General features: G+C 64.8%; 22 protein-coding genes and 1 pseudogene. 9 read left to right on the plus strand and 14 right to left on the minus strand.

The features are described from left to right. A pseudogene (locus tag QCM77_RS39550) lies at window positions 1–576 on the plus strand (hypothetical protein); the annotation flags it as partial. Between the two features lie 149 nt (window positions 577–725). Here the strand turns inward: QCM77_RS39550 and QCM77_RS39555 are convergent. The 9 genes from QCM77_RS39555 to sdhC form a co-directional block, all read right to left on the minus strand. Further along, on the minus strand, window positions 726–1010 hold the full coding sequence (locus tag QCM77_RS39555; RefSeq protein WP_279667761.1) for a hypothetical protein: 285 nt from the start codon (window positions 1008–1010) through the stop codon (window positions 726–728). Window positions 1011–1085: 75 nt separating this feature from the next. Further along, window positions 1086–1472, minus strand: coding sequence for a VOC family protein (locus QCM77_RS39560; protein ID WP_280096429.1), 387 nt, complete (start codon window positions 1470–1472; stop codon window positions 1086–1088). A 21-nt stretch (window positions 1473–1493) separates the two neighbouring features. Further along, the gene (locus QCM77_RS39565) at window positions 1494–2318 is read right to left on the minus strand and encodes an FkbM family methyltransferase (protein ID WP_279687583.1); all 825 of its coding nucleotides are present in this window, start codon (window positions 2316–2318) and stop codon (window positions 1494–1496) included. Between the two features lie 117 nt (window positions 2319–2435). After that, window positions 2436–4394 (minus strand): ABC transporter ATP-binding protein/permease, encoded by a 1959-nt coding sequence (locus QCM77_RS39570; protein WP_279687581.1) that lies wholly within the window; start codon window positions 4392–4394, stop codon window positions 2436–2438. A 53-nt stretch (window positions 4395–4447) separates the two neighbouring features. Beyond that, the gene (locus QCM77_RS39575) at window positions 4448–6655 is read right to left on the minus strand and encodes a hybrid sensor histidine kinase/response regulator family protein (protein WP_279687580.1); all 2208 of its coding nucleotides are present in this window, start codon (window positions 6653–6655) and stop codon (window positions 4448–4450) included. A gap of 190 nt (window positions 6656–6845) precedes the next feature. Next, window positions 6846–7628 carry a succinate dehydrogenase iron-sulfur subunit gene (locus tag QCM77_RS39580; RefSeq protein ID WP_279667766.1) on the minus strand — a complete coding sequence of 261 codons (783 nt, stop codon included), beginning with the start codon at window positions 7626–7628 and terminating at the stop codon, window positions 6846–6848. 27 nt (window positions 7629–7655) lie between these two features. Beyond that, the gene (sdhA, locus tag QCM77_RS39585; RefSeq protein ID WP_279690943.1) at window positions 7656–9491 is read right to left on the minus strand and encodes a succinate dehydrogenase flavoprotein subunit; all 1836 of its coding nucleotides are present in this window, start codon (window positions 9489–9491) and stop codon (window positions 7656–7658) included. Window positions 9492–9495: 4 nt separating this feature from the next. Then, complete coding sequence (sdhD, locus tag QCM77_RS39590) at window positions 9496–9900, minus strand: succinate dehydrogenase, hydrophobic membrane anchor protein (RefSeq protein WP_279690944.1); 405 nt, start codon at window positions 9898–9900, stop codon at window positions 9496–9498. After that, window positions 9897–10295, minus strand: a complete 399-nt coding sequence (gene sdhC / locus QCM77_RS39595; RefSeq protein ID WP_279667769.1) for a succinate dehydrogenase, cytochrome b556 subunit — start codon at window positions 10293–10295, stop codon at window positions 9897–9899. The genes sdhD and sdhC overlap by 4 nt, the downstream gene beginning before the upstream one ends. Window positions 10296–10797: 502 nt before the next feature. Here sdhC and QCM77_RS39600 point away from each other — a divergent pair. Beyond that, window positions 10798–11658, plus strand: a complete 861-nt coding sequence (locus QCM77_RS39600) for a sulfite exporter TauE/SafE family protein (RefSeq protein ID WP_280096430.1) — start codon at window positions 10798–10800, stop codon at window positions 11656–11658. A gap of 170 nt (window positions 11659–11828) precedes the next feature. On the opposite strand, the gene QCM77_RS39605 is transcribed toward QCM77_RS39600, so the two are convergent. Beyond that, complete coding sequence (locus QCM77_RS39605) at window positions 11829–13358, minus strand: malonate--CoA ligase (protein ID WP_280096431.1); 1530 nt, start codon at window positions 13356–13358, stop codon at window positions 11829–11831. Window positions 13359–13458: 100 nt separating this feature from the next. On the opposite strand from QCM77_RS39605, the gene QCM77_RS39610 reads away from it, so the two are divergent. From QCM77_RS39610 to QCM77_RS39625, 4 genes are all read left to right on the plus strand, one after another. Next, entirely contained in the window at window positions 13459–14220 is a 762-nt protein-coding gene (locus QCM77_RS39610; protein ID WP_280096432.1) for an SDR family oxidoreductase, read from the plus strand. A 367-nt stretch (window positions 14221–14587) separates the two neighbouring features. Next, window positions 14588–15142: a fasciclin domain-containing protein gene (locus QCM77_RS39615; RefSeq protein WP_280096433.1), complete on the plus strand. Its 555-nt coding sequence runs from the start codon at window positions 14588–14590 to the stop codon at window positions 15140–15142. A 183-nt stretch (window positions 15143–15325) separates the two neighbouring features. Then, window positions 15326–15955 carry a cytochrome b/b6 domain-containing protein gene (locus tag QCM77_RS39620; protein ID WP_280096434.1) on the plus strand — a complete coding sequence of 210 codons (630 nt, stop codon included), beginning with the start codon at window positions 15326–15328 and terminating at the stop codon, window positions 15953–15955. 14 nt (window positions 15956–15969) lie between these two features. Beyond that, complete coding sequence (locus QCM77_RS39625) at window positions 15970–16752, plus strand: molybdopterin-dependent oxidoreductase (protein ID WP_279667774.1); 783 nt, start codon at window positions 15970–15972, stop codon at window positions 16750–16752. A 119-nt stretch (window positions 16753–16871) separates the two neighbouring features. On the opposite strand, the gene QCM77_RS39630 is transcribed toward QCM77_RS39625, so the two are convergent. Next, a complete protein-coding gene (locus QCM77_RS39630; protein ID WP_280096435.1) occupies window positions 16872–18071 on the minus strand; it encodes a YbfB/YjiJ family MFS transporter in 1200 nt (399 codons plus the stop codon). A 133-nt stretch (window positions 18072–18204) separates the two neighbouring features. Here QCM77_RS39630 and leuB point away from each other — a divergent pair, with 133 nt between their 5' ends. Together leuB and QCM77_RS39640 are read left to right on the plus strand one after the other, a co-directional pair. Then, entirely contained in the window at window positions 18205–19317 is a 1113-nt protein-coding gene (gene leuB / locus QCM77_RS39635; protein WP_280096436.1) for a 3-isopropylmalate dehydrogenase, read from the plus strand. 108 nt (window positions 19318–19425) lie between these two features. After that, complete coding sequence (locus QCM77_RS39640) at window positions 19426–20064, plus strand: DapH/DapD/GlmU-related protein (RefSeq protein WP_280096437.1); 639 nt, start codon at window positions 19426–19428, stop codon at window positions 20062–20064. A gap of 73 nt (window positions 20065–20137) precedes the next feature. Here QCM77_RS39640 and QCM77_RS39645 read toward each other — a convergent pair whose 3' ends face one another. Next, window positions 20138–20515 carry a hypothetical protein gene (locus QCM77_RS39645; protein ID WP_279690958.1) on the minus strand — a complete coding sequence of 126 codons (378 nt, stop codon included), beginning with the start codon at window positions 20513–20515 and terminating at the stop codon, window positions 20138–20140. Window positions 20516–20697: 182 nt separating this feature from the next. Next, window positions 20698–21498 carry a hypothetical protein gene (locus QCM77_RS39650; RefSeq protein ID WP_280096438.1) on the minus strand — a complete coding sequence of 267 codons (801 nt, stop codon included), beginning with the start codon at window positions 21496–21498 and terminating at the stop codon, window positions 20698–20700. A gap of 116 nt (window positions 21499–21614) precedes the next feature. Here QCM77_RS39650 and QCM77_RS39655 point away from each other — a divergent pair, with 116 nt between their 5' ends. Continuing rightward, complete coding sequence (locus QCM77_RS39655) at window positions 21615–22649, plus strand: aspartate-semialdehyde dehydrogenase (RefSeq protein WP_279667781.1); 1035 nt, start codon at window positions 21615–21617, stop codon at window positions 22647–22649. 143 nt (window positions 22650–22792) lie between these two features. On the opposite strand, the gene QCM77_RS39660 is transcribed toward QCM77_RS39655, so the two are convergent. Further along, window positions 22793–23437: a carbonic anhydrase gene (locus QCM77_RS39660; RefSeq protein WP_280096439.1), complete on the minus strand. Its 645-nt coding sequence runs from the start codon at window positions 23435–23437 to the stop codon at window positions 22793–22795. Window positions 23438–23549 lie beyond the last annotated feature (112 nt).

Consider the following 23549-nt stretch of genomic DNA (forward strand, 5'->3'; position numbering starts at 1 on the left):
GTCCCGACGGACCCGCGGCAGGAGGCGGCGGAGGCGTGGGCGCGTGCTGCTGCGGCGCCGCGGCAGGCGGCGGTGCCGGCGGCGTGGGAGCCGGGCGTGCCGCGGGCGGCGCTGGAGGAGGAGGTGTCGGCGCGTGCTGTTGCGGAGCCGCGGCCGGAGGCGGCGACGGTTGCTTTGGAGCAGCCGGCGGTGGGGGCGGCGGCGGAGGTGCCTGATGAGTCGGCGCCGGCGGAGGCGGCGGTGTCGGACGCGACGGTGCGGCGGCCGGCGGCGGCGCGGCAGGAGGATGCGGAGGCGCAGCCGCGGGCGGCGGCGCGCTCGGACGTGCGGGAGCTGCAGGCGGTGCTGCGGCCGGAGGGGGCGGCGCGGCCGGGCGCGCAGCGGGCGGCGGCGCCTTTGGCGCTTCCTTCGGTGGCTGCTTCTCCTTCGGTGGCTGCTTCGGTTTTCCGTCAGGGCCGGTCTCTGGCTGGGCCTGAGCGACGACGAGCGGCGGCGCGCCTTGCGCATGCGATGCGGAGCTTGCCAATTGCATCGCGGTCAGAGCCGTGGTGGCAAGCAGCACGAAACGAAGATTAGTCATGATGGTGAACTTCCCCGGAAGGTTCTTTGACGAAGTGTTGGGATGAACGGCTACACGTTAGGCCGGATTGTGGCGGACGAAGCAGTCGCCGCCCGATTTATTTCTGCGCGCAAATCACTTCACTACGGTGACGTTCATTGCGCATTCAGACGCAGGTTGCAATTGCCTCACATGTGATGCTTCGCCTCATGTGCGGTCGCCGCGGCGAACTTGCATCCGTCGCAGGATTTGGCGTGAGCGGTCCGTTCGGTCCGCGTGATGGAATCTCTTCAGGTATGCGACCCGGCAATTCGTCGGGCCGCGGTGGCGAGCCGGGCTCGCGCACCGGCGGCGTGATTTCGGGCTGCGGATTGCCCGGCGGAATCCCCGGCGGCGGCTCGGCGGGAGTGCCGGGTGTCGAGGGCGGAATCTCGGGCGGTTCGATCGGCATCGGCATCATCGAAATCAGTTGTCGGGAGAACGACAACGATGATGTCGCGCCGATGTTCCGTCTCGCGTCGCCGTCTTATTCGGGCGCGTGGCAGACGGCCTCGATGTTGTGGCCGTCGAGATCGAGCACGAAGGCGCCGTAGTAATTCGGATGATAGTGCGCACGAATGCCGGGCGGCCCGTTGTCGCGGCCGCCTGCCGCTATCGCCGCTTTGTAAAACGCATCCACCGTGGCGCGGTCCTTCGCCAGGATCGCGACATGCACCGGCTTGTTCAGCGCGCCCTCGCCGCCGATCCAGAAATCCGGCTTGCCGTCGGCGCCGAAGCCGGCGGCCGGATCGTGTCCGGTCTGCTCCTGCGTGACCTCCATGATCAGGCTGTAGCCGAGCGGTGCCAGCGCAGCGGCGTAGAACGCCTTGGCGCGCTCATAGTCGGAGACCGGAAAGCCCATATGGTCGATCATCGCAACCTCCGTCGTTCGTTGTCAGCGCGACAGGAACGTATTGCTCCGCGTCTTGCGCGCAACCGCAAAGCCGCGCGCGACCATGTCGGCGATACAATCTTCCCGCCATTCGTTTTGTGAAAGATGTTCGATCACCACCGCGCGCGGCCATAGCGATTGCGGCGCGTCGCGGAAGAAACCGATCAGCACGCGGTCCTCAAAGCCCTCGACGTCGATCTTCAACGCGTCCACCTTCGTGACGCCGGCCTCGTCGAGAATGCGCGTCAGCCGCAACGACGGGACCTTGATGGCCTCCGCGCTGGCGGTGCCGGTGACGACGTGCGTGGCGCCGAGATTGCCGCCGCCGCTCTCGATCATGAGCTCGCCGTCGCTGTCGCCTGCGGCGGCCTGCACCAGGTGCACCTGCGCTGCTTTCGATGCGGCCTGGTTGAACGAGAGCCGTCCAAACGTCATCGGATGCGGTTCGATCGCGACCACTTTCCCTGATGGCCCGACCTGTCGCGCCATCACCAGCGCAAAGGTGCCGACATTGGCGCCGACGTCGACGAACACGCCGCCCACCGGGATGTGCTGGCGCAGGAAGTCGAGCTCGTCGAGATTGTAGTCGGGATTGAACAGCGCGCCACGCTCGGTCGCGCTGCCCTGGTGGTAGAACCGGAACGAGGCGCCCTGATACTGCACGTCGACGGGGCCGCCGCGCAGCAGGTTGACCAATCGCGACAGCCAGGGCCGGAACGCGCCGCGCTTCAGCGCCGATTGTGTCGCGAGGCGAATGATCGCGGCCTGCGACGGGTTCGGCGCAAACGCGCCGAACGGCGCGGACGGAGGGGCATTGTCGGTCGTCAAGCGGCGGTCCTCGTTGCAAGCGGCGCATGCATAGCCGGTTTTGATGAGGGCTACAATTTCGGTGTCGTCCCGGCCCCCCGTGCGCAATTGCGCACTAGGCCGGGACGACGAGGAGCCTCACGCCGCCTTCTTCGCGACAGCCTTGCGCTGGCGCAGGAAGCGGCCGAGCAGCTTGCGCTTGCCCTTGCGCGGGATCAGGTCGATGTCGCTAACGAGTTTTGCGCCGCCCTTGCGGCGCTCCAGCACGATCTTGCGGCTGTGGAAGGCCTCCAGCTCGACACGATGCGCGACGCTGACGATGGTGGCCTTCGGCAGCTCGTCGGTGATCATCTTCATCATCTTGTCCTGGCTCTTCTCGTCGAGCGCAGAGGTCGCCTCATCGAGCACGACGATGTCCGGGTTGTGCAGCAAGAGCCGCGCAAAGGCGAGGCGCTGTTTCTCGCCGCCCGACAGCGTCTGGTCCCACGGTCCCTCTTCCTCGATCTTCTCGTTGAGATGGTCGAGACCGACCTTGTGCAGGGCCTCGACGATCTCCTCGGCGGTCCAGTCGTCTTCTGCGCCGGGATAGGCGACCGCGCGGCGCAAGGAGCCGGACGGCACGTAGGGCCGCTGCGGCAGCATGAACAGCCGCCGGTCGGGATGGAAATTGACGCTGCCGCCACCCCATGGCCAGAGCCCGGCGATGGCGCGCACCAGCGTGCTCTTGCCGGTGCCGGATTCGCCGGCGACCAGCAGCCGTTCGCCGGGCTCGATCACCACCTCGGTCTCGCCGACCACGGCAGTGCCGTCGTCGAGCGTGACGGAGAGGTCGTTCAGCTCCAGCATGGCGTCGTTGCTGGTCTCGCCGCGCTTGATGCGGCCGAGTCCGTCGCCCTGCTCGGCGCGCTCGAGACCGTCGAGCGATATCATCAGCGAGGCGATACGGCGCGCGCAGGCGTTCCAGTCGGCCAGCCGCGGATAATTGTCGACCAGCCAGCCGAACGCGCTCTGCACGATGGTGAAGGCAGAAGCCGCCTGCATCACCTGTCCCAGCGTCATGCTGCCGTCGAGGAATTTGGGCGCGCAGAGCAGCAGCGGCACGACCGGCGCAACGAGGCTAGAGCCTTGCGACACCAGCGTGGTGCGCATGTGTTGCCCGGCCAATCTTGCCCATTGTCGTAGCACGCTGGTGAAGTTGCGGTCGATGCCGTCGCGCTCCTCGTCCTCGCCGCCGAGCAGCGCGATGCTCTCGCCGTTCTCGCGCACGCGCGTCAGCGTGTAGCGGAAATCGGCCTCGGCCTGGTTCTTGTCCTCGGAGACCTGCACGAATTGACGGCCGATCACCACAATCGAGCCCGATGCGATCGCGGCATAAAGCATCGCGGCGATCACCAGGAAGCCGGGAATGGTCACCGACGATCCCGCAAGCGTGACCGTGAGCGCGCCGCCGATGGTCCAGAGCACGACGATGAAGGTCGCGGCCGACAGCAGCGCCGAGGTCACGCCGGCGAGAAAATCCACCGGCGAATCGGTCGCGACGCGCAGATCTTCCGCGATCCGGTATTCCGGATTCTTGTGATCGCCGTCGACGAGATTGAGCTGATAGTAGCGGCCGTTGCCGAGCCAGCGCGTCAGCACGCTTGCCGTCAGCCAGGCCCGCCAGCGCCGCTGGATGCCCATGCGCGCGAACACCTGCGCCACGCCGAGCACGATGCTGCCGATCGCAAGCGGGAAGAACATTGCGGTGAGATGGAAGACCGCCGTCGCATCGCGTTTCTCGATCGCGTCGAAAATCGCCCGATTCCAGACATTGATGCCGTACTGGAAGCCGACGGTCAGGACGATCAGCACGCCGAGGCCGATCGAGAACGGCCAGGCGAGGCGGTCGCCCTTGCGTCCCCAGAACCCACGCGCGCTGATCCAGAAGCGGGTGAGGAGATAGTCCTTGCGGGCCTGCTCGGCCTCTTCGGGCGACAGCTCCGGGTCGGGCTCGACCAGCTCGGGTGGCGGCGGAGTCACTTCCTCGCCGTTCTCGCCGACGATTTCGACAATGGGCGGCTTCTTGCCCTGTTCGCGCTTTCCGGCCGGCGTTTGCATGGTCGGATAACGCAAGAGAAATCAAACGGTTCCCGATGGTTCCAGGTGCCGCATCATTCCGCGGCGCCGTCGCGCACCCTGCGGCGCCGGGCGACCCGGTGCAGGACGCGCGACAGCTGATCGATCGCGTAGGGCTTCTGCACGAGCTCGCAATCGAGGTTGCCGTCCGGGGACAGCGCCTCTTGGGACAGCGCCTCGCTGTAGCCAGTGGTCAGCACGACGGGCACGCCGATGCCGCGATCGCGGACCGCCTGCGCGAGATCGAGCCCGGTCATGCCCGGCATCACGATGTCCGAGAAAACGATATCGAAACGATCCGCATCCGCGACCAGCTCGGCAAGCGCATCGGTTGCATTGTCGACCAGCGTGATGCTGTAGCCGAGCTCGGTGAGGCCGTCGGCGGCGAAATTGGCAAGCTCGATATTGTCCTCGACCAGCAGCACCGACATGCCGCTGCCGGCGACCGCCGGGGCCGTGTTCGGTGCCTGCCGCTGCGGCAGCAGGTCTGGCGGCACGCGCGGCAGGTAGAGCGAGAAGGTGCTGCCGTGCCCCACCTCGCTCGTGACTGTCACTTCGCCGCCGGACTGCCGGGCGAAGCCGAACACCTGCGACAGGCCGAGACCGGTGCCGTGGCCGACCTGCTTGGTGGTGAAGAATGGCTCGAAGATGCGCTCGAGCCTTGTTGCGGGAATGCCCATTCCGGTGTCGCTGACGGCAATGCCGACGAAGCCATGTTTGCCAGGAAGGACATGGTTACCAGGAAGGTCATGGTTGCCTGTAAGGTCATGGCTGCCCGAGATGGGGGCCAGCGTGTCCGCAATGGTCGTCGCGGCCTCGACCTTGAAAACGATCCTGCCCTTGCCGTGCATGGCATCGCGCGCATTGGTCGCCATGTTGATCAACGCCGTCTCGAACTGGCTTGCATCGGCATTGACGAGGCAGGGCTCAGCCGGCAGCCGCATCGCTATTTCGATCGCGGGTCCGAGCAGCGTCGCGAGCATGTCGTGCAGCGACTGCATCCGCGCGCCGACGTCGAACACCTCCGGCTTCAAGGTCTGGCGCCGCGCAAAGGCGAGCAGCTGCGATGTCAGCTTGGCCGCGCGCGCGACCGCGTCCGCGATGGCGGTGATGTAGCGCTGGCGCCGCTCCTCGCTCAGTTGCGGTCGGTTCAACAGGTCGACGGAGGCGCGGATCACGGTCAGGAGGTTGTTGAAGTCGTGCGCGACGCCCCCGGTGAGCTGCCCGAGCGCCTCCAGGCGCTGGCTGTGCTTGAGCGCCCCCTCGGCTTCGCGCCGCGCCGCGGCCTCGGCCTGGAGATGCTGGGTGCGCCGGATCGCCAGCGCCAGCAGGAGGAGGAGGAGCGCGGTGGCGGGAATCCCGAACACCAGATGCTGGCCCATGGTGGCGAACCAGCGCGCGCGGATGGCCGAGGTCTCGAGCCCCGCGCTGACATAGATCGGGTATTCGGCGACGCGCCGGTAACCGATGCGGCGCTCGATCCCGTCCGAGGGCCATGCGACGGTGATGAGGCCGTGCTCGGGGTGCGCTGCGATGTTCTGGCCGACCGGCCCGCTGGGATCGAGCCGAAGGTCGCGATCGAGCCGCGGAAGGTGCGCCAGCACGACCCCGTCGGTGCGTCCCATTGCGAAGAAGCTGCCGGGATCGGTGCCGATCCTGGCATAAAAGCTCTCGAAATATTCCGGCAGGACGGAGGCCTGGATCACGCCGATGAAGCCGCCGTCGTCGGCGTCACGGCGACGGCTGACCCCGAAGAAGCGCGCACCCTGATAGGGCTGGCGCGGCGTCAGGGGAACACCGATGTAGCTGCCGATGTTCTGGTCGATATGGGCGACAAAGTAGTCGCGGTCCGCAAAACTCTGCTCCGGCGGCGGCGAGGCAAGGCTGTTGACCAGCGACTTTCCGTCCGCATCGAAGATCCAGGCCGATTTGAGCTGCGGCAGCGAATCGGTCAGCTGCTTCAGGCGGCGGTGCAGGGCCGGCTCGCGCCTGCGGATGATATCGTCGGGAAGGCCCCGCACCACCTCGTTGAGCTCGGCGAGGCTGCGGTCGATCGTCTCGAACACCTTGAGCGCGTGCTCATGCGCGACATCGAGGGTGCGCTCGATCTCGCGGTCGGCGATGTCTTTCGTCGAGGTGTAGGAGGTCGAGGAGGCGATCGCGAACAGCGCAATCGGGAGCGCCAGGGATGCAGCCATCATCCACTGCAACAGTCTCAGCGAATTGCGTTGCGCGCCCTGCACGGTCGCTCCGGTCCCACACCGGAGAGCTTACTTGAATTTCGCGCCGGGAAGGAAGCGGCTTGTGGGGAACCGGAGGTTGCAATCCGCGCGGGTCGCGCGCGCAGGGGGGTGGAGGTAAAATCTACCCAAACACGCGCCAGCCGTAGAATGCCCCGGCTGTCTCGGCCAGGGATTGCAGCATGAATGACGCCTAGATCTGGCGCTCGACCAGCTTGAGCTTGAGCTCGGCGATGGCTTCGGCCGGATTGAGCCCCTTCGGGCAGGCTTTGGCGCAGTTCATGATGGTGTGGCAGCGGTAGAGGCGGAACGGATCCTCGAGATCGTCGAGCCGCTCGCCGGTGGCCTCATCCCGCGAATCAGACACCCAGCGGTTGGCCTGGAGCAGGGCGGCGGGACCGAGATAGCGCTCGCTGTTCCACCAATAGCTCGGGCACGAGGTCGAGCAGCAGGCGCAGAGGATGCACTCGTAGAGGCCGTCGAGCTTCTCGCGGTCCTCGTGGCTCTGCTTCCATTCCTTCTGCGGCGTCGGCGAGGTCGTCTTCAGCCACGGCTCGACCGAAGCATACTGCGCGTAGAAATTGGTGAGGTCGGGGACGAGGTCCTTCACCACCGGCTGGTGCGGCAGCGGATTGATCTTCACCGCGCCGTCCTTCACGTCGTGCATCGAGCGGGTGCAGGCCAGCGTGTTCTGGCCGTCGATGTTCATCGCGCAGGAGCCGCAGACGCCCTCGCGGCAGGAGCGGCGGAAGGTCAGCGACGGGTCGATGTTGTTCTTGATCCAGATCAGGCCATCCAGCACCATCGGCCCGCAATCATGGGTGTCGACGTAATAGGTGTCGACGCTCGGATTCTTGCCGTCGTCCGGATTCCAGCGATAGACGCGGAATTCGCGGACGTCTGTCGCGCCCGCGGGCTTCGGCCAGGTCTTGCCGCCGGTGATCTTGGAGTTCTTCGGAAGTGCGAATTCAACCATTTCGATTAAGGCCTTCGCTGTTCGCTTCTAGTACACGCGCGCTTTGGGCGGGATGTACTGGACGTCGTTGGTCATGGTGTAGTCGTGAACGGGGCGGTACTCGATCTTGACCTTGCCGGAATCTTCCAGCCAGGCCAGCGTGTGCTTCATCCAGTTCTTGTCGTCGCGGTCGGAGAAGTCCTCGCGGGCATGCGCGCCGCGGCTCTCGGTGCGGTTGGCGGCCGAGTTCATCGTCACCACCGCCTGCGAGATCAGATTGTCGAATTCGAGCGTCTCGATCAGGTCGGAATTCCACACCAGCGAGCGGTCGGACACGGCGATGTCGGTGATGCCGCTATGGACCTTCTCGATCAGGTTCTGGCCTTCGCTCAGGATGTCGCCGGTGCGGAACACCGCGCAATTGTTCTGCATCACGTGCTGCATGCCTTCGCGCAGCTTCGCGGTCGGCGTTTCGCCGGAGGCGTAGCGGTAATGGTCGAGCCGGCCGAGCGCCAGATCGGACGAGGTCGCCGGCAACTCCGGCTGGCTGGCGTTGGGCGTGAGCTTTTCGGCGAGGCGCAGCGCGGCGGCACGGCCGAACACCACGAGGTCGATCAGCGAGTTCGAGCCGAGGCGATTGGCGCCGTGCACGGAGACGCAGGCGGCTTCGCCGATCGCCATCAGGCCGGGGATGATGGCGTTGTCGTCGCCGTCCCTCTTGGTCAGCACTTCGCCGTGGTAGTTCGTCGGGATGCCGCCCATGTTGTAGTGCACGGTCGGCACGATCGGGATCGGCTCGCGCGTCACGTCGACATTGGCGAAGATCTTTGCGGATTCGGAGATGCCCGGCAGCCGCTCCGCCAGCACCGCGGGATCGAGGTGGTCGAGATGCAGGAAGATGTGGTCCTTCTTCTTGCCGACGCCGCGGCCTTCGCGGATCTCGATGGTCATCGCGCGCGAGACGACGTCGCGCGAGGCCAAATCCTTCGCGGAGGGCGCATAGCGCTCCATGAAACGCTCGCCCTCGGAGTTGACGAGATAGCCGCCTTCGCCGCGTGCACCCTCGGTGACGAGGCAGCCCGAACCGTAGATGCCGGTCGGGTGGAACTGCACGAACTCCATGTCCTGCATCGGCAGGCCGGCGCGCAGCACCATGCCGCCGCCATCGCCGGTGCAGGTGTGCGCCGAGGTGCAGGAGGCATAGGCGCGGCCATAGCCGCCGGTCGCGAGAATCACGGTCTGGGCGCGGAAGCGGTGCAGCGTGCCGTCGTCGAGCTTGAGCGCGATGACGCCGCGGCAGGTGCCCTGGTCGTCCATGATCAGGTCGATGGCGAAGAACTCGATGAAGAACTCGGCCGCGTGGCGCAGCGACTGGCCGTACATCGTGTGCAGCATGGCGTGGCCGGTGCGGTCGGCAGCGGCGCAGGTGCGCTGCGCCTGACCCTTGCCGTAGTCCATGGTCATGCCGCCGAACGGGCGCTGATAGATCTTGCCGTCCTCGGTGCGCGAGAACGGCACGCCCCAGTGCTCGAGCTCGTAAACCGCCTCGGGCGCGTTGCGCACCATGTATTCGATCGCGTCCTGGTCGCCCAGCCAGTCCGACCCCTTCACGGTGTCGTACATGTGCCAGCGCCAATCGTCCTTGTGCATGTTGCCGAGCGAGGCCGAAATGCCGCCCTGGGCCGCGACAGTGTGCGAGCGGGTCGGAAACACTTTTGTGATGCAGGCGGTGCGCAGGCCGGCTTCGCTGCAGCCGACCACGGCGCGCAGGCCCGCGCCGCCGGCACCGACCACGACGACGTCATAGGTGTGGTCTTCGATCGGATAGGCTTTTCCGTTGGTGGCGGGAGCGCCGTTGCCCTTGCCATTCGTTGTGGCGGCCATGGGTTTACACTCCGGATGAAAGCTTCAGGATCGCGTAGGTCGAGGCGAGCGCCACGGCGATCGAGAAGAAATTGTTGAGCATGATCGAGACGAGCTTCAGCTTCTCGTTATGGATGTAGTCCTCGATCACCACCTGCATGCCGATCTTCATGTGCCAGGCACTGGCGGCGATGAAGAGTAGCAGGATCAGGGCGACGGGAAGGGAGCTGAGGATCTGCGCCGCGCCGGCCTGATTGCGGCCGAGCAGCATCATGACGATGACCAGCACCGGGATCATCAGCAGCGTCATGGCGACGGCGGTGATGCGCTGACGCCAGAAATCGGACGTGCCGGAATGCGCCGCGCCGAGATTGCGGACGCGGCCGAGCGGGGTGCGCATGCTGCGCTTGGGCGTATCGGCTGTGTTCATCGTCCGCCTCCGATCGCGTAGGCGATGATCCAGATCAGGACCGTCAGCACGATGCCGCCGATCAGCGCGCCCCAGGTCAGCGCTTCCCGCTCGTTGGCCTTGAAGCCGTAGCCGAGGTCCCAGACGAAATGCCGGATGCCGCTGAGCATATGATGCATCAGCGCCCAGGTGTAGCCGAACACGATCAGCCGGCCGATGATGCTGCCGGTGAAGGCCTGGACATGGCCATAGGCGGCGGGGCCGGAGGCCGCCGCAATCAGCCACCAGGCCAGCAGCAGCGTTCCGGCGTAAAGGGCGATGCCGGTGGCGCGATGGACGATGGACAGCGCCATCGTCAGCGTCCAGCGGTAGACTTGCATGTGGGGCGAGAGCGGTCGTTCGATCCGTGCGGTCATGGGCTTTGATGTTGTATTGCGGCCCAATAGGGGGCGCGCGGGGATCGGAAAGGTCGGCTCTATTTACGGAGTCGATTTCGCCTGCGCAATCACCAAATCGCCATCAATCGAACCCGGGTTCAGCGCTATGGCGTTGATGAAACAAGGCCAATCGGACGCTTGGTATACCAGAGCGTTGGCCTACTCGCCAAAGACAGAATGCAAATCCATTCTTTCATGTGCCGGTACATGGCCCATTGAAATCGCTGTTGGAACGCGTCTAAACGGACCATCCCGTCCAAACCGCTCAAGGCGGGGGCCCGGCGACCTTCCGACCCAGTCTGCCACCCCGCCAATTCACCATTTCTGTGGTCCGCTCCCGGATATGCGCACCCTGCATTCCACCCCACCCGCAAGCGCTGTGTGTCGACCGCGGAAACCAGATCGCTTACAGCTTTCCGCGCAGCGATGTCCGAGCGAATGCTTCGGAGACGTTGCGACCGGTCGCGGGGGCAACTCAGGGATGATTGCAGGGCTTGATATCAAGGAGATCGTCGAGCTTGCGCTGCTGCTGATCGCAACCGGCGCACTCTCTGGTTTTTTGGCTGGCGTGTTCGGCATCGGCGGCGGCGCGATTCTGGTGCCGGTATTCTACGAATGCTTCCGCATCGCCGGCGTGCCGCTCGAGGTGCGCATGCCGCTCTGCGTCGGCACTTCGCTCGCCGTCATCATCCCGACCTCGATCCGTTCGTTCCAGGCGCACTACAAGCGCGGCGCGGTCGACATCGCGATCCTGCGGGTCTGGTGGCTGCCGATCGTGATCGGCGTCGTCGCCGGCAGCGTGGTCGCGCGCTACGCGCCGGAGCGGCTGTTCAAGATCGTGTTCGTCGCCGTCGCCTGGTCAGCCGCGGTACGGCTGATCTTCGCGCGCGAGAGCTGGAAGCTCGGAGATGACCTGCCGAAGGGTCCGCTGATGCGCATCTACGGCTTCTGCGTCGGCATCTTGTCGACGCTGATGGGTATCGGCGGCGGGCTGTTCTCCAACCTGCTGATGACGTTCTACGGCCGTCCGATCCACCAGGCGGTCGCGACCTCGTCCGCGCTCGCCGTACTGATCTCGATCCCCGGCGCGCTCGGCTACATCTATGCCGGCTGGCCCGCGGCGGCGAACTATCCGGGAATTGCAGCCCTGCAGGTCCCGTTCGCGCTCGGCTACGTCTCGCTGATCGGCGCCGTGCTGGTCATGCCGATGAGTCTTGTGACCGCGCCGCTAGGTGTGAAGGCGGCGCATGCGATGTCGAAGCGGACGCTGGAGACAGCGTTCGGGTGTTACCTGTTTATCGTCGGCAGCAGATTTGTGATGAGCTTGTTAGGCGGGCAATGATAGTTTTGGGGCGCGCACGCCCTACGCGCTCGGTGTCATTCCCCGCGAAGGCGGGGAATCCAGTATTCCAGAGACGACAGTGATTGAAACGAGAAGCCGCAGCGTACTGGATGCCCCGCCTTCGCGGGGCATGACGGCGTATGGCGCCGTTTTGCCTGAAGTCTGCGCCCCTACTTCTTCGCGTAAAGATCCTTGTAAGTATCCCGCAGCACGTTCTTCTGCACCTTGCCCATGGTGTTGCGCGGCAGCTCGTCGACCACGAACACCCGCTTGGGCATCTTGAACTTGGCGAGCCGGCCGTCGAGCGCCTTCAGCACCGCGGCCTCGCTGATGTCTGCGCCCTTGTTGCAGACCAGAACGGCCGTGACACCCTCGCCGAAATCGGCATGGGGCACGCCGATGACCGCGGATTCGATCACGCCGGGCATGGAGTCGATCTCGCTCTCGATTTCTTTCGGGTAGACGTTGAAGCCGCCGGAAATCACGAGATCCTTGCCGCGGCCGAGAATGTGGACGTAACCCTTGCCGTCGATCTTGCCGAGGTCGCCGGTGATGAAGAAGCCGTCGTCGCGGAATTCCGCCTTGGTCTTCTCCGGCATGCGCCAATAGCCTTTGAACACGTTCGGGCCCTTCACCTCGATCATGCCGATCTCCTCGCGCGGCAATTCCTTCGTCGTCTCGGGATCGGTCACGCGTACGGAAACGCCGGGCAGCGGAAAGCCGACTGCGCCGGGCACGCGCTCGCCGTCATAGGGATTCGACGTGTTCATGTTGGTTTCGGTCATGCCGTAGCGTTCGAGCACCGCATGCCCGGTGCGCGCCGACCATTCGCGATGGGTTTCGGCCAGCAGCGGTGCCGAGCCCGAGATGAACAGCCGCATGTGTCGTGTGGTTTCGCGCGACAGCGCAGCGTTCTGGAGCAGCCGGGTATAGAACGTCGGCACGCCCATCAGCACCGTGGCACGCGCCATCAGCTTGATGATCAGATCCGGGTCGAGCTTCGGCAGGAAGATCATCGCGGCGCGCGAAAACAGCGTCACGTTGGTCGCCACGAACAGGCCGTGGGTGTGGTAGATCGGCAGCGCGTGGATCAGCACGTCCTTGTCGGTGAAGCGCCAGTAGCCGACCAGCGAGAGCGAGTTCGACGCCAGATTGTCGTGGGTCAACATCGCGCCCTTGGAGCGCCCCGTGGTGCCTGACGTGTAGAGGATCGCGGCGAGATCGTCGTTTGCGCGCGACACCGTGGTGAATTCACTGCTCGCCTTGTCGGCGGCTTCCGTCAGCGAGCCCTTGCCGTCAGGCCCGAGCGTCTCGACTTTGGCCTTCACCTTGGCGACGATCGGGGCGAGTCCCTCCGCCTTGGAGGGATCGCAGACCACGAGCGCCGGTTCGGCATCGCCGATGAAGTAGTCGAGCTCGTTCAGCGTATAGGCGGTGTTGAGCGGCAGGTAGACCGCGCCGGCCCGCACCGTGGCCAGATACAGCACGATATTGGCCACGGATTTCTCGACTTGCACCGCAACGCGGTCGCCGGGCTTCACGCCGCGCGCGACCAGCACGTTTGCCATTTGCCCGGCCCGTGCGATCAAATCGCCATAGCTGACGCGCCCTCCGTCATGCGTCTCGATCGCGAGGCGCTGCGGATCGTCCAGGCCGTCGAACAGGCGGGAAAACAGGTTGGCGTTGGCTGCTTGGTTCATGCAAGATTTCCTCGACCGCAAGGCTCGTCAGACAAGGCCGGTCAAAACCGAGGGCTGGATTAGCAAAAACCGCCCCGATGAAGCAACGGAGACAGTTTGCATGACCAAAAACGGGAAACGCGTGGCCTGGGTCACGGGCGGCGGCAGCGGGATCGGGGAGGCCGGCGCCGAGGCGCTTGCGGCCGACGGCTGGATAGTCGTGGTCTCGGGCCGGCGCAAGGACGCCCTGGATACCGTGGTTGCGAAGATCACTGGGGCGGGCGGGGCGGCCGAGGCCATTGCGCTGGACGTGTCCAACGCCGCCGAGGCCCAGAAGGCGGCCGATCAAATCGTCGCGAAGCACGGCCGGATCGACCTGCTGGTGAACAATGCCGGCATCAATGTCCCCAAGCGGAGCTGGAAGGACATGGAACTGGAGGGCTGGGACCAACTGGTCCAGGTCAATCTCAACGGCGTGCTCTATTGCATGCGCGCGGTGCTGCCGACGATGCGCAAGCAGAAGGACGGCTCCATCATCAACGTCTCGTCCTGGGCCGGCCGCCACGTCTCGAAGATGCCGGGTCCGGCCTACACCACGACAAAGCATGCGGTGCTTGCGCTGACCCATTCCTTCAACATGGACGAATGCGTCAACGGCCTGCGCGCCTGCTGCCTGATGCCGGGCGAGGTGGCGACGCCGATCCTGAAGCTGCGCCCGGTGGTGCCGAGCGAGGAGGAGCAGGCCAGGATGCTGCAATCCGAAGATCTGGGCCGTACCATCGCGTTCATCGCGAGCATGCCGGCGCGGGTCTGCATCAACGAGCTCTTGATCAGCCCGACGCATAATCGCGGGTTCATTCAGACGCCGTTGAGCAGGGATTGAGGGGCGCGGCTCACGCTACATTCTCTATCGTCGTCCTGGACAAGCGTAGCGCAGATCCAGGACCCATTCCCCCAGGCAGTAGTTTGGCGACGACTCGGAGTAGCCAGCGTCGCGCCGCAACTTCTCCCTGGGGTAATGGGTCCTGGCTTTCGCCAGGACGACGAGTGAGAGTGCGTCACCCCACGGAGCACCACGCACTTAGTTTCACGCATCACAAAGAAGTTTTGTTCGAAACCGCTTCGCGAACCCTCCCGTAGTTCGGTCCAGCGACGGCGCTACTGCCTCACGTCAAACTGTCGCAGGCGCCGTTGTTGCTCCAACTCGAACGCCGGCAACCGCCGGTCACAATCCAATCGGGAGACTCTCCATGTCCAAGCGTATTGCCTATCTCGCCGCCGCAGCTTTCAGCGCGCTGGCCATCACTGCGACCGTCGTCGCGCCCGTCCGCGCCGAGGAAAAGACCGTCATGGTCGGCGGCGCCGCGATGTTCCCGTCCAAGAACATCGTCCAGAACGCCGTCAATTCGAAGGATCACACCACGCTGGTGGCGGCGGTGAAGGCGGCCGGCCTGGTGCCGACGCTGGAAGGCAAGGGCCCGTTCACGGTGTTCGCGCCGACCAACGCCGCCTTCGGCAAGCTGCCGGCCGGCACCGTCGACACCCTGGTCAAGCCTGAGAACAAGGCGACGCTGACCAAGATCCTCACCTACCATGTCGTCCCCGGCAAGCTCGAGGCTTCCGACCTCACCGACGGCAAGAAGATGAAGACCGCCGAAGGCGAGGAGCTGACGGTGCAGAAGATGGACGGCAAGGTCTGGATCGTCGATGCCAAGGGCGGCACCTCGATGGTGACGATCTCCAACGTCAACCAGTCCAACGGCGTGATCCATGTGGTCGACACCGTGCTGATGCCGGCGACGTAACACCGCGCGATCCTGTTCCATCCCCGTCAGGGTGCGACGAAAACGGCGAGCCGGGGGTGCCCGGCTCGCTTTTTTGTGACCGCCATAGTCTGACGATATCGATTCGATGCCGAACAGGGCGTAACGAAAGCGGAAGCATCGGCGTATAATTTGCTGTCAGACGATGTTCAGGACGGAACCATCATGTCGAGCCTCACAGTCACCGACGAGCAGGTCAGCGCCGCCCCGGCCAAAGTGATCCAGCCGGCCTGGGTCCGGGTCATGCACTGGGTCAACGCCCTCGCCATGATCCTGATGATCCTGTCGGGTTGGCAGATCTACAATGCCTCGCCGCTGTTCGGTTTCAGCTTTCCGCGCAACTACACGCTCGGCGGCTGGCTCGGCGGCGGCCTGCTCTGGCATTTTGCGGCGATGTGGCTGTTGATGATCAACGGCCTCGCCTATCTCGTCACGGGTTTCGCCACCGGCCGCTTCCGGAAAAAACTGCTGCCGATCACCCCGTCCGGCGTGCTTCACGATGTCAGGGCGGCGCTGACCTTCAAGCTCGGCCATGCCGATCTCACCGTCTACAATTACGTCCAGCGCCTGCTCTATGCCGGCATCATATTGGTCGGCGTGCTCATCGTGCTATCGGGGCTGGGGATGTGGAAGCCGGTGCAGCTGCATTGGCTCGTGAGCCTGTTCGGCGACTATCCGACCGCGCGCTACGTCCATTTCTTCTGCATGGCGGCGATCTGTGCCTTCCTCGTCATTCACGTTGTGCTCGCGCTGCTGGTGCCGAAGAGCCTGCGCGCGATGATCATCGGTCGTTGAGCGGAGAGAGAACCATGGCCAAGCGCTCATTCCTGATCCCCGGCGTCGACAAGCGGCTGCTGATCAAGGACTCCATCAAGACGATGCCTGATGTCAGCCGCCGCCGCTTCATCGCGGGCGGCGCCAGCCTGGGTGCGCTGACGCTGCTCACCGGCTGCGACGTGATCGACTCGTCCTCCGCCGAGGAGATGCTGAAGACGGTTTCGAAATTCAACGACGCCGTACAGGATTTCATCTTCAATCCCGACGCGCTGGCGCCGACGTTTCCCGAGAGCGCGATCACCAAGCCGTTTCCGTTCAACGCCTATTACGATCTCGACGACGCGCCGGATGTCGACGGTGCCGACTGGAAGCTCGAAGTCCGCGGTCTGGTCGACAACAAGAAGTCCTGGACGCTTCCGGAATTGTACAAGCTCCCGCAGGTCACGCAGATCACGCGTCACATCTGCGTCGAGGGCTGGAGCGCGATCGGCAGCTGGACCGGCACGCCCATGCGCGACTTCCTCAAGCTGATCGGCGCCGACACGCGCGCAAAATACGTCTGGTTCCAGTGCGCCGACAAGGACGGCTACAACTCCCCGCTCGACATGCGCACCGCGCTGCATCCGCAAACCCAGATGACGTTCAAATACGCGGGCGAGATCCTGCCGCGCGCGTATGGGTTTCCAATGAAGATCCGCGTCCCGACCAAGCTCGGCTTCAAGAACCCGAAATACGTGGTGTCGATGGAAGTCACCAACGACTACAAGGGCGGCTATTGGGAAGACCAGGGGTATAATTCGTTCAGCGGGAGTTAGTGTTTTGTAGGGTGGGTTGGCCGAAGGCGTAACCCACCAACTCCGTTCGGCAAACGCGGAAGCATGGTGGGTTACGCCGAGCGGTCTGCGCTTCGCGCAGTCCGCAGGGCTAACCCACCCTACGGCACCGAGCCCTTCGGCCCCACCTTCCGCTGGCACAGCGCCGCAACCGCGCCCAACGCCAGCAGCCCTGCCGACACATTCAGCGCGTAACTCAAACTCCCCAGCGCATCCGTGATCGCGCCGACCACGATCGGCCCCAGCGTCTGTCCGACGCCGAACGAGATCGTCATCGCCGCGATCGCGGTCGGCCATTCCTCGTGTCGATAGTTGAAGCGGACGAAGGCGGTGGTGGAGTTGACCACGGCGAAGAAGGCGACGCCGAACACGACTGCGGAGACCGCAAGCCACGCTGTCGAATGTCCGAGCATCGGCAGGCCGGCGCCGATCGCGTTGGTGCCGAGGATGATGGCGGTCGCAAGCCCGCCGCGGTCGAGGGCGAGCACGCGGCGCCAGACCCAGGGCGTGACGAAGGCGCTGAGGCCGATCAGGCCCCAGAACGCGGCTTGCGCCGCGGCGCCGCCGCCGCTGTCGCGCACATAGGCGATCATGAAGGTCATGTAGGCGATGTAACCGGCACCGAACAGAAAATAGGCGGCGAGATAGATCAACACGGGAACGATCGCGAACGAGGCGTGGCTGGCTTCGGTGAAGCGCGCCCTGCTCTCGATGCGGACCAGGAACAGCGGCACCGCCATTGCGGCTGAGAGCAGCGTCAGCGCCCACCACACGATCCACCACGAGCCCGGTCCGAGCCATTGCAGCGTGAACGGCGCAATCAGCCCGGAGGCCAGGATGCCGACACCGGGGCCGGCATAGAACAGGCTGAGCAGGAAATTGGCCCGCTCGGGATGCGACTGCGCGATTGTCGCGGCCAGCGCGCCGCCGGCGACGAACCCGGCCGCAGCACCGATGCCCAGCACCAGCCGCGCCAGGCTCAGCGCGACGAAATTCCCGGTCAGCGCGCAAGTCGCGAGCGCGGCGAGGCAAGCCAGGGTTCCGCCGCGGATCGCGGCCGACCAACCGACGCGCCGGATCAGCCGGGACGCAGCGAGCGCGCCCACGAGGTAGCCGACGGCGTTGATGGTGTTCATGAAACCGGCCGCCGAGTAGGACCAGCCGAGGTCCTCCCGCATGTCAGGCAGCACCAGCGCATAGGCAAAGCGGCCGATGCCGAGCCCGACCGTCGCAGCCAATGACAGGGTCAGGATCAGCCGTGCGGGGTGGGCGTCGAGCGGGGGACGTTCAGGGGCGTGCAAGGGGTACTCCGGCGTCCGGCAGTGTGACAGGCCCCGCCCGTCTTGCACAGCGGCGAGGCCGCAATGGTGTCTTGCCAAGCGCGCAACGCCGCTCTAGCACTCCGGCCGAAATTCGATCTCAGAGGAATCGACCATGGCGACCCACAAACTGCTGCTGCTCCCCGGCGACGGTATCGGCCCGGAAGTGATGGGCGAGGTGAAGCGGCTGATCGACTGGCTCAATTCGGCAGGGATTGCCAAGTTCGAGACCGACACCGGCCTCGTCGGCGGTTCCGCCTATGACGCGCACAAGGTGCCGATCTCGGAAGGCGACATGGCCAAGGCCAAGGACGCCGATGCGATCATTTTTGGCGCGGTCGGCGGCCCGAAATGGGATGCCGTGCCCTATGAGGTGCGCCCCGAAGCCGGCCTGTTGCGCCTGCGCAAGGATCTCGGCCTGTTCGCCAACCTCCGTCCCGCCGTTTGCTACCCGGCGCTGGCGGATGCCTCCAGTCTGAAGCGCGAGGCGGTCGAAGGCCTCGACATCGTCATCGTGCGCGAGCTCACCGGCGGCGTCTATTTCGGCGAGCCCAAGACCATCACCGATCTCGGCAACGGCCAGAAGCGCGCCATCGATACCCAGGTCTACGACACCTATGAGATCGAGCGCATCGCCCGCGTCGCCTTCGAGCTTGCGAAGAAGCGCAAGAACAAGGTGACCTCGATGGAGAAGCGCAACGTCATGAAGTCGGGCGTGCTCTGGAACGAGGTCGTGACCCAGGTCCACAAGCGCGAATATGCCGACGTCACGCTCGAGCATCAGCTCGCCGATTCCGGCGGCATGATGCTGGTGAAATGGCCGAAGCAGTTCGACGTCATCGTCACCGACAACCTGTTCGGCGACATGCTGTCCGACATCGCCGCGATGCTGACGGGATCGCTCGGCATGCTGCCCTCGGCCTCCCTCGGCGAGGTCGACGTCAAGAGCAAGAAGCGCAAGGCGCTGTACGAGCCCGTGCACGGCTCGGCGCCCGATATCGCAGGCCAGGGCCTCGCCAATCCAATCGCGATGATCTCGTCCTTCGGCATGGCGCTGCGCTATTCCTTCGACATGGGCGATCTCGCCGACAAGGTCGATGCCGCGATCGCCGCGGTGCTGGCCAGCGGCCTGCGCACCGCCGACATCAAGTCGGAGGGCACCACGGCCGCCTCGACCACGCAGATGGGCGAAGCGATTTTGAAGGAATTGCAGAAGCTGCACGCGTAAGCGAGTTTGTCGTAGCCCGGATGAGCGAAGCGACATCCGGGACTTTGCCTGCAGCGTTCCCGGGTATCGCTGCGCTCACCCGGGCTACGATTTCACCGGAGCCACCGCATGGATGCCTCACCCCGCCCCAAGATCGCGGAAACAATCATCCATGAAACGGTGCGGCTGCGCGAGGCGCAGATCGGGCGCCGCTGCGAGATCCTGTCCAACACGCGCATCGAGTTCTCCTCGCTCGGCGACTACTCTTATCTCGGCGAGAACTGCGAGGTCGCCGACGCGGCGATCGGAAAGTTCACCGCCATCGCCAATTCGGTGCGGATCGGCGCGCCCAATCATCCGATGGGCCGTCCGTCCCAGCATCGCTTCACCTATTGCCCTGAATATTACGAGGCGGGCGCGAGCCGTGACCGCGACTTCTTTGCGGACCGCCGCAGCGACCGGGTGATCGTCGGTAATGATTGCTGGATCGGGCACGCCGCCATCCTGCTGCCGGGTGTGAGCGTCGGCGACGGCGCGGTGATCGCCGCTGGCGCGGTCGTCAGCCGCGATGTCGAACCCTACACCATCGTCGGCGGCGTTCCCGCGCGTCCCATCCGCAGGCGTTTTGACGAGTCTGTCGCAGAAAGCCTGCGCCGTATCGCCTGGTGGGATTGGCCGGATGAGCTGATCTTCGAGCGCCTGGGCGATTTCCGCTCCGAGGCGATCGAAGAATTTTGCAGGCGCTACGACCCGGCCGCCAACGCGTAAGGCGGATTCATCTCTCACAAACAAAAATGGCCGGGCGCGAGCCCGGCCATTTGATTCGGTCGATGATTCCGCCTCAGTACAGCGGGAAATTCTGCGGATAGCCGCCGACATCGGCCGGCGTGGCGAGCGGCTGGCGATCGATCGGACGGTTGAGGTTTTCGCGGGCGAAGGTCGGATAGCCCACCGCCGGCGGGAAGGCGTAGTCGGAGAACTTGCGGTCGCCCGGATTGACCTCGGTGCCGCCGTCGAGCCAGGAGCGCTTGCTCACATAGAGGCGGGTACGTCCCTGCTGATAGACCGCGTTGGGGCCGCTCGGTCCGTAATAATGCCGGCCGCGATCGTCATAGCGCTTGGGCTTGGTGTCGGCCGAGGCCGGCGTCACGAGGCCCATGGCAACCACCGCGCCCGCCGCAAGCCATGTCGCCAATTTGGCAGAGAATTTCGAGCTCATCACGTCCCCTTCAGGCGGCAGGCCGCCAGTCGATATCACCCATACTAGCCCGGCCGTGGCGGCCGCAACTAGGTCTATTGGGTCACACCAGCGCTGAATATCTATTGGGTCACACCAGCGCTGAATAATCGTGCGCGCCGGCAAAAGTTGCATGGATACCAGCTACTTGAGCTTGATGCGGGTCAGAGCGTCCCGCGCAATTGCGCGTTCGCGGCGCCGAGCAGCCAGTCCGACGAGCCCAGCGGTGTGCACGAGCGGCGCTTCAGCTCGGCATGGGCAAACAATTCGGCCAGCTTCGGTTCGTTGCCCGAGGTCAGCAGCGTCAGCCGGTTCAGCGTGCAGGCGATCGCCGCGCGCCGGGCGGGCAGGCTGTCGCCCTGGCAGGAGAAGCCGGAGATCTGCAGCGCCGGCTCCTCGCTGCGCTTGAGGTAGCCGAGGCAGGACGGCGTCCCTTGCGGTGTCCCTTGGGTCGTGCCGGTGGGCCGGAACAGGACGACAGGCCCGAATTTGGTGTCGATCAGGCCGGCCTGCTCGAGCGGGGTGGTCGTGCCAAGGCCCATTCGCACAGCCAGGTCGGCGGTCGCCGGACGCGCCACGTCGAATTCGCCGCCTTCCCGGTAAATCTCGAGCTCGGCGATGGGCTTGTCCGCCTCGCCCGCCCAGCGCATCACGTCCCTGCGGCCGCCTTCGGGATGCCTGAGGATGGTGTAAGCGGCTGTTTTTTCTGATGAATCGAGCCGGCTGAGGGCGAAGGCCGGATGCGAGCGGTCGGCCACGCTCCAGCCCGGTTTCAGCGCCGGCTCATCGTCGCGCAAGTTTGGCAGCTGGCCAAGTGCCGCAAGCCCGAGGATGGCAAACAGCACCAAAGCCCCCACATAGGCGAACAGGCGCGCCAGCGTGCCGACGACCTCGTCGGCGAAGGCTGCGAGCGCCAGATGGATCTGGGTGGGGGTTGCGGCCGTGCTGGCCTCAGGCGACTGCATCCACGGCCTTCAGGCATGGTCCAACGTTGTCTTGAGGCCGGTTCTCGCATAGAAGCGCTGCTCTTCCTGTTTAAGCCTCAGCTTCGGGAAAGAGCTTTTTCGTCGGAGAGTGAACGATGGGTTACAAAGTCGCAGTCGTCGGCGCGACCGGCAATGTCGGACGGGAAATGCTCAACATCCTCGATGAGCGCAAATTCCCCGCGGACGAGGTGGTGGCCCTGGCGTCACGCCGCAGCATGGGCGTCGAGGTCTCCTACGGCGACCGCACCCTGAAGGTCAAAGCGCTCGAGCATTACGACTTCTCCGACGTCGACATCTGCCTGATGTCGGCGGGGGGCGAGGTGTCGAAGGAATGGTCGCCGAAGATCGGCGCCGCCGGCACGGTGGTGATCGACAATTCCTCGGCCTGGCGCATGGACCCGGACGTGCCGTTGATCGTGCCGGAGGTGAATGCGGACGCGACCGCGGGCTTCAAGAAGAAGAACATCATCGCCAACCCGAACTGCTCGACCGCGCAGCTCGTGGTCGCGCTCAAGCCGCTGCACGACAAGGCCACCATCAAGCGTGTCGTGGTCTCGACCTATCAGTCGGTGTCGGGCGCCGGCAAGGACGCGATGGACGAATTGTTCTCGCAGACCAAGGCCGTCTACACCAACCAGGAGCTGATCAGTAAGAAGTTTCCCACCCGCATCGCCTTCAACGTCATTCCCCAAATCGACGTCTTCATGGAGGACGGCTATACCAAGGAAGAGTGGAAGATGATGGCGGAGACCAAGAAGATGCTTGATCCCAAGATCAAGCTCTCCGCGACCTGCGTGCGGGTGCCGGTGTTCGTCGGCCATTCCGAGGCCGTCAACATCGAGTTCGAGAATCCGATCACCGCGGACGAAGCGCGCGACATCCTGCGCAAGGCGCCCGGCTGCCTCGTCATCGACAAGCATGAGCCCGGCGGCTACGCCACGCCATATGAAGCGGCCGGCGAAGACGCCACCTATATCAGCCGCATCCGCGAGGACGCGACGGTCGAAAACGGTCTCGTGCTGTGGTGCGTGTCGGACAATCTACGCAAGGGCGCCGCGCTCAACGCGATCCAGATCGCGGAAGTCCTGATCAACCGCAAGCTGATCAGCGCGAAGAAGAAGGCGGCGTAGAGCTGCGTTGCTGCGTAGGGTGGGTTAGCCCTGCGGCTGCGCGAAGCGCAGTCCGCTTGGCGTAACCCACCAACTTCGCTCCGCGAGCGTGGAAGCATGGTGGGTTACGCTTCGCTAATCTAACCCACCTTACGAATCACGAATTAAGCCGTGCCCCTGACGCTTCTGAATTCCTTCGCGACCTTGTCCAGCACGAACAGCGATCCCTCCGCGACGCCGAAATAGGCGCCGTGCGTCTGCATCTGGCCGGCATCCACCGCCTTCTGCACGAACGGGAAGGTCATCAGGTTTTCCAGGCTGCGGAACACCGCGGCCTTCTCGATGCGCTCGACGAATTGCGCCATGGTCTCATGGTCGCGCTGCTCCACCACTTCGCCGGGCTTGATGAACATCTGCATCCATTTGCCGATGAAGTCGCCGGGGGTGAGCGGCTCGATCTTGTCGACGAAAGCGCGGATGCCGCCGCATTGCGCGTGCCCGAGCACCACGATGTGCTTCACCTTCAGCACCTTCACGGCATATTCCAGCGCCGCCGAGACGCCATGCGCGTTGCCGTCGGGCTGATACACCGGCACCAGATTGGCGATGTTGCGGACCACGAAGAGCTCGCCCGGGCCGACGTCGAAGATCACTTCGGGCGAGACGCGGCTATCGCAGCAGCCGATCACCATCACTTCCGGGAACTGCCCCTTCACCGACAGCTCGCGGTAGCGGGTCTGCTCGGTCGGCAGCCGCTGGGTGGCGAAGGCCTGGTAGCCTTCCAGCAAATGCTCTGGGAATGTGGTCATGGCCCATGCCTAATCATATACCGCTGGGGCGAACAAGCCTTTCGAATAGGCAGGCCAGATGCTATCGGCTTCGGTCAGAATTTCGGTCAGAATAGAGACGAGGAAACCGGAA

This window comes from Bradyrhizobium nivariense (genome assembly GCF_029846695.2).
Lineage (GTDB): Bacteria > Pseudomonadota > Alphaproteobacteria > Rhizobiales > Xanthobacteraceae > Bradyrhizobium.

Bases quoted from the DNA above. Each gene is read 5' to 3' on its own strand.
- QCM77_RS39555 (WP_279667761.1), bottom strand. From the start codon at position 1,010: ATGCCGATCGAACCGCCCGAGATTCCGCCCTCGACACCCGGCACTCCC.
- QCM77_RS39560 (WP_280096429.1), bottom strand. From the start codon at position 1,472: ATGATCGACCATATGGGCTTTCCGGTCTCCGACTATGAGCGCGCCAAG.
- QCM77_RS39570 (WP_279687581.1), bottom strand. From the start codon at position 4,394: ATGCAAACGCCGGCCGGAAAGCGCGAACAGGGCAAGAAGCCGCCCATT.
- QCM77_RS39580 (WP_279667766.1), bottom strand. From the start codon at position 7,628: ATGGTTGAATTCGCACTTCCGAAGAACTCCAAGATCACCGGCGGCAAG.
- sdhA (WP_279690943.1), bottom strand. From the start codon at position 9,491: ATGGCCGCCACAACGAATGGCAAGGGCAACGGCGCTCCCGCCACCAAC.
- sdhD (WP_279690944.1), bottom strand. From the start codon at position 9,900: ATGAACACAGCCGATACGCCCAAGCGCAGCATGCGCACCCCGCTCGGC.
- sdhC (WP_279667769.1), bottom strand. From the start codon at position 10,295: ATGACCGCACGGATCGAACGACCGCTCTCGCCCCACATGCAAGTCTAC.
- QCM77_RS39600 (WP_280096430.1), top strand. From the start codon at position 10,798: ATGATTGCAGGGCTTGATATCAAGGAGATCGTCGAGCTTGCGCTGCTG.
- QCM77_RS39605 (WP_280096431.1), bottom strand. From the start codon at position 13,358: ATGAACCAAGCAGCCAACGCCAACCTGTTTTCCCGCCTGTTCGACGGC.
- QCM77_RS39610 (WP_280096432.1), top strand. From the start codon at position 13,459: ATGACCAAAAACGGGAAACGCGTGGCCTGGGTCACGGGCGGCGGCAGC.
- QCM77_RS39615 (WP_280096433.1), top strand. From the start codon at position 14,588: ATGTCCAAGCGTATTGCCTATCTCGCCGCCGCAGCTTTCAGCGCGCTG.
- QCM77_RS39620 (WP_280096434.1), top strand. From the start codon at position 15,326: ATGTCGAGCCTCACAGTCACCGACGAGCAGGTCAGCGCCGCCCCGGCC.
- QCM77_RS39625 (WP_279667774.1), top strand. From the start codon at position 15,970: ATGGCCAAGCGCTCATTCCTGATCCCCGGCGTCGACAAGCGGCTGCTG.
- leuB (WP_280096436.1), top strand. From the start codon at position 18,205: ATGGCGACCCACAAACTGCTGCTGCTCCCCGGCGACGGTATCGGCCCG.
- QCM77_RS39640 (WP_280096437.1), top strand. From the start codon at position 19,426: ATGGATGCCTCACCCCGCCCCAAGATCGCGGAAACAATCATCCATGAA.
- QCM77_RS39645 (WP_279690958.1), bottom strand. From the start codon at position 20,515: ATGAGCTCGAAATTCTCTGCCAAATTGGCGACATGGCTTGCGGCGGGC.
- QCM77_RS39650 (WP_280096438.1), bottom strand. From the start codon at position 21,498: ATGCAGTCGCCTGAGGCCAGCACGGCCGCAACCCCCACCCAGATCCAT.
- QCM77_RS39655 (WP_279667781.1), top strand. From the start codon at position 21,615: ATGGGTTACAAAGTCGCAGTCGTCGGCGCGACCGGCAATGTCGGACGG.
- QCM77_RS39660 (WP_280096439.1), bottom strand. From the start codon at position 23,437: ATGACCACATTCCCAGAGCATTTGCTGGAAGGCTACCAGGCCTTCGCC.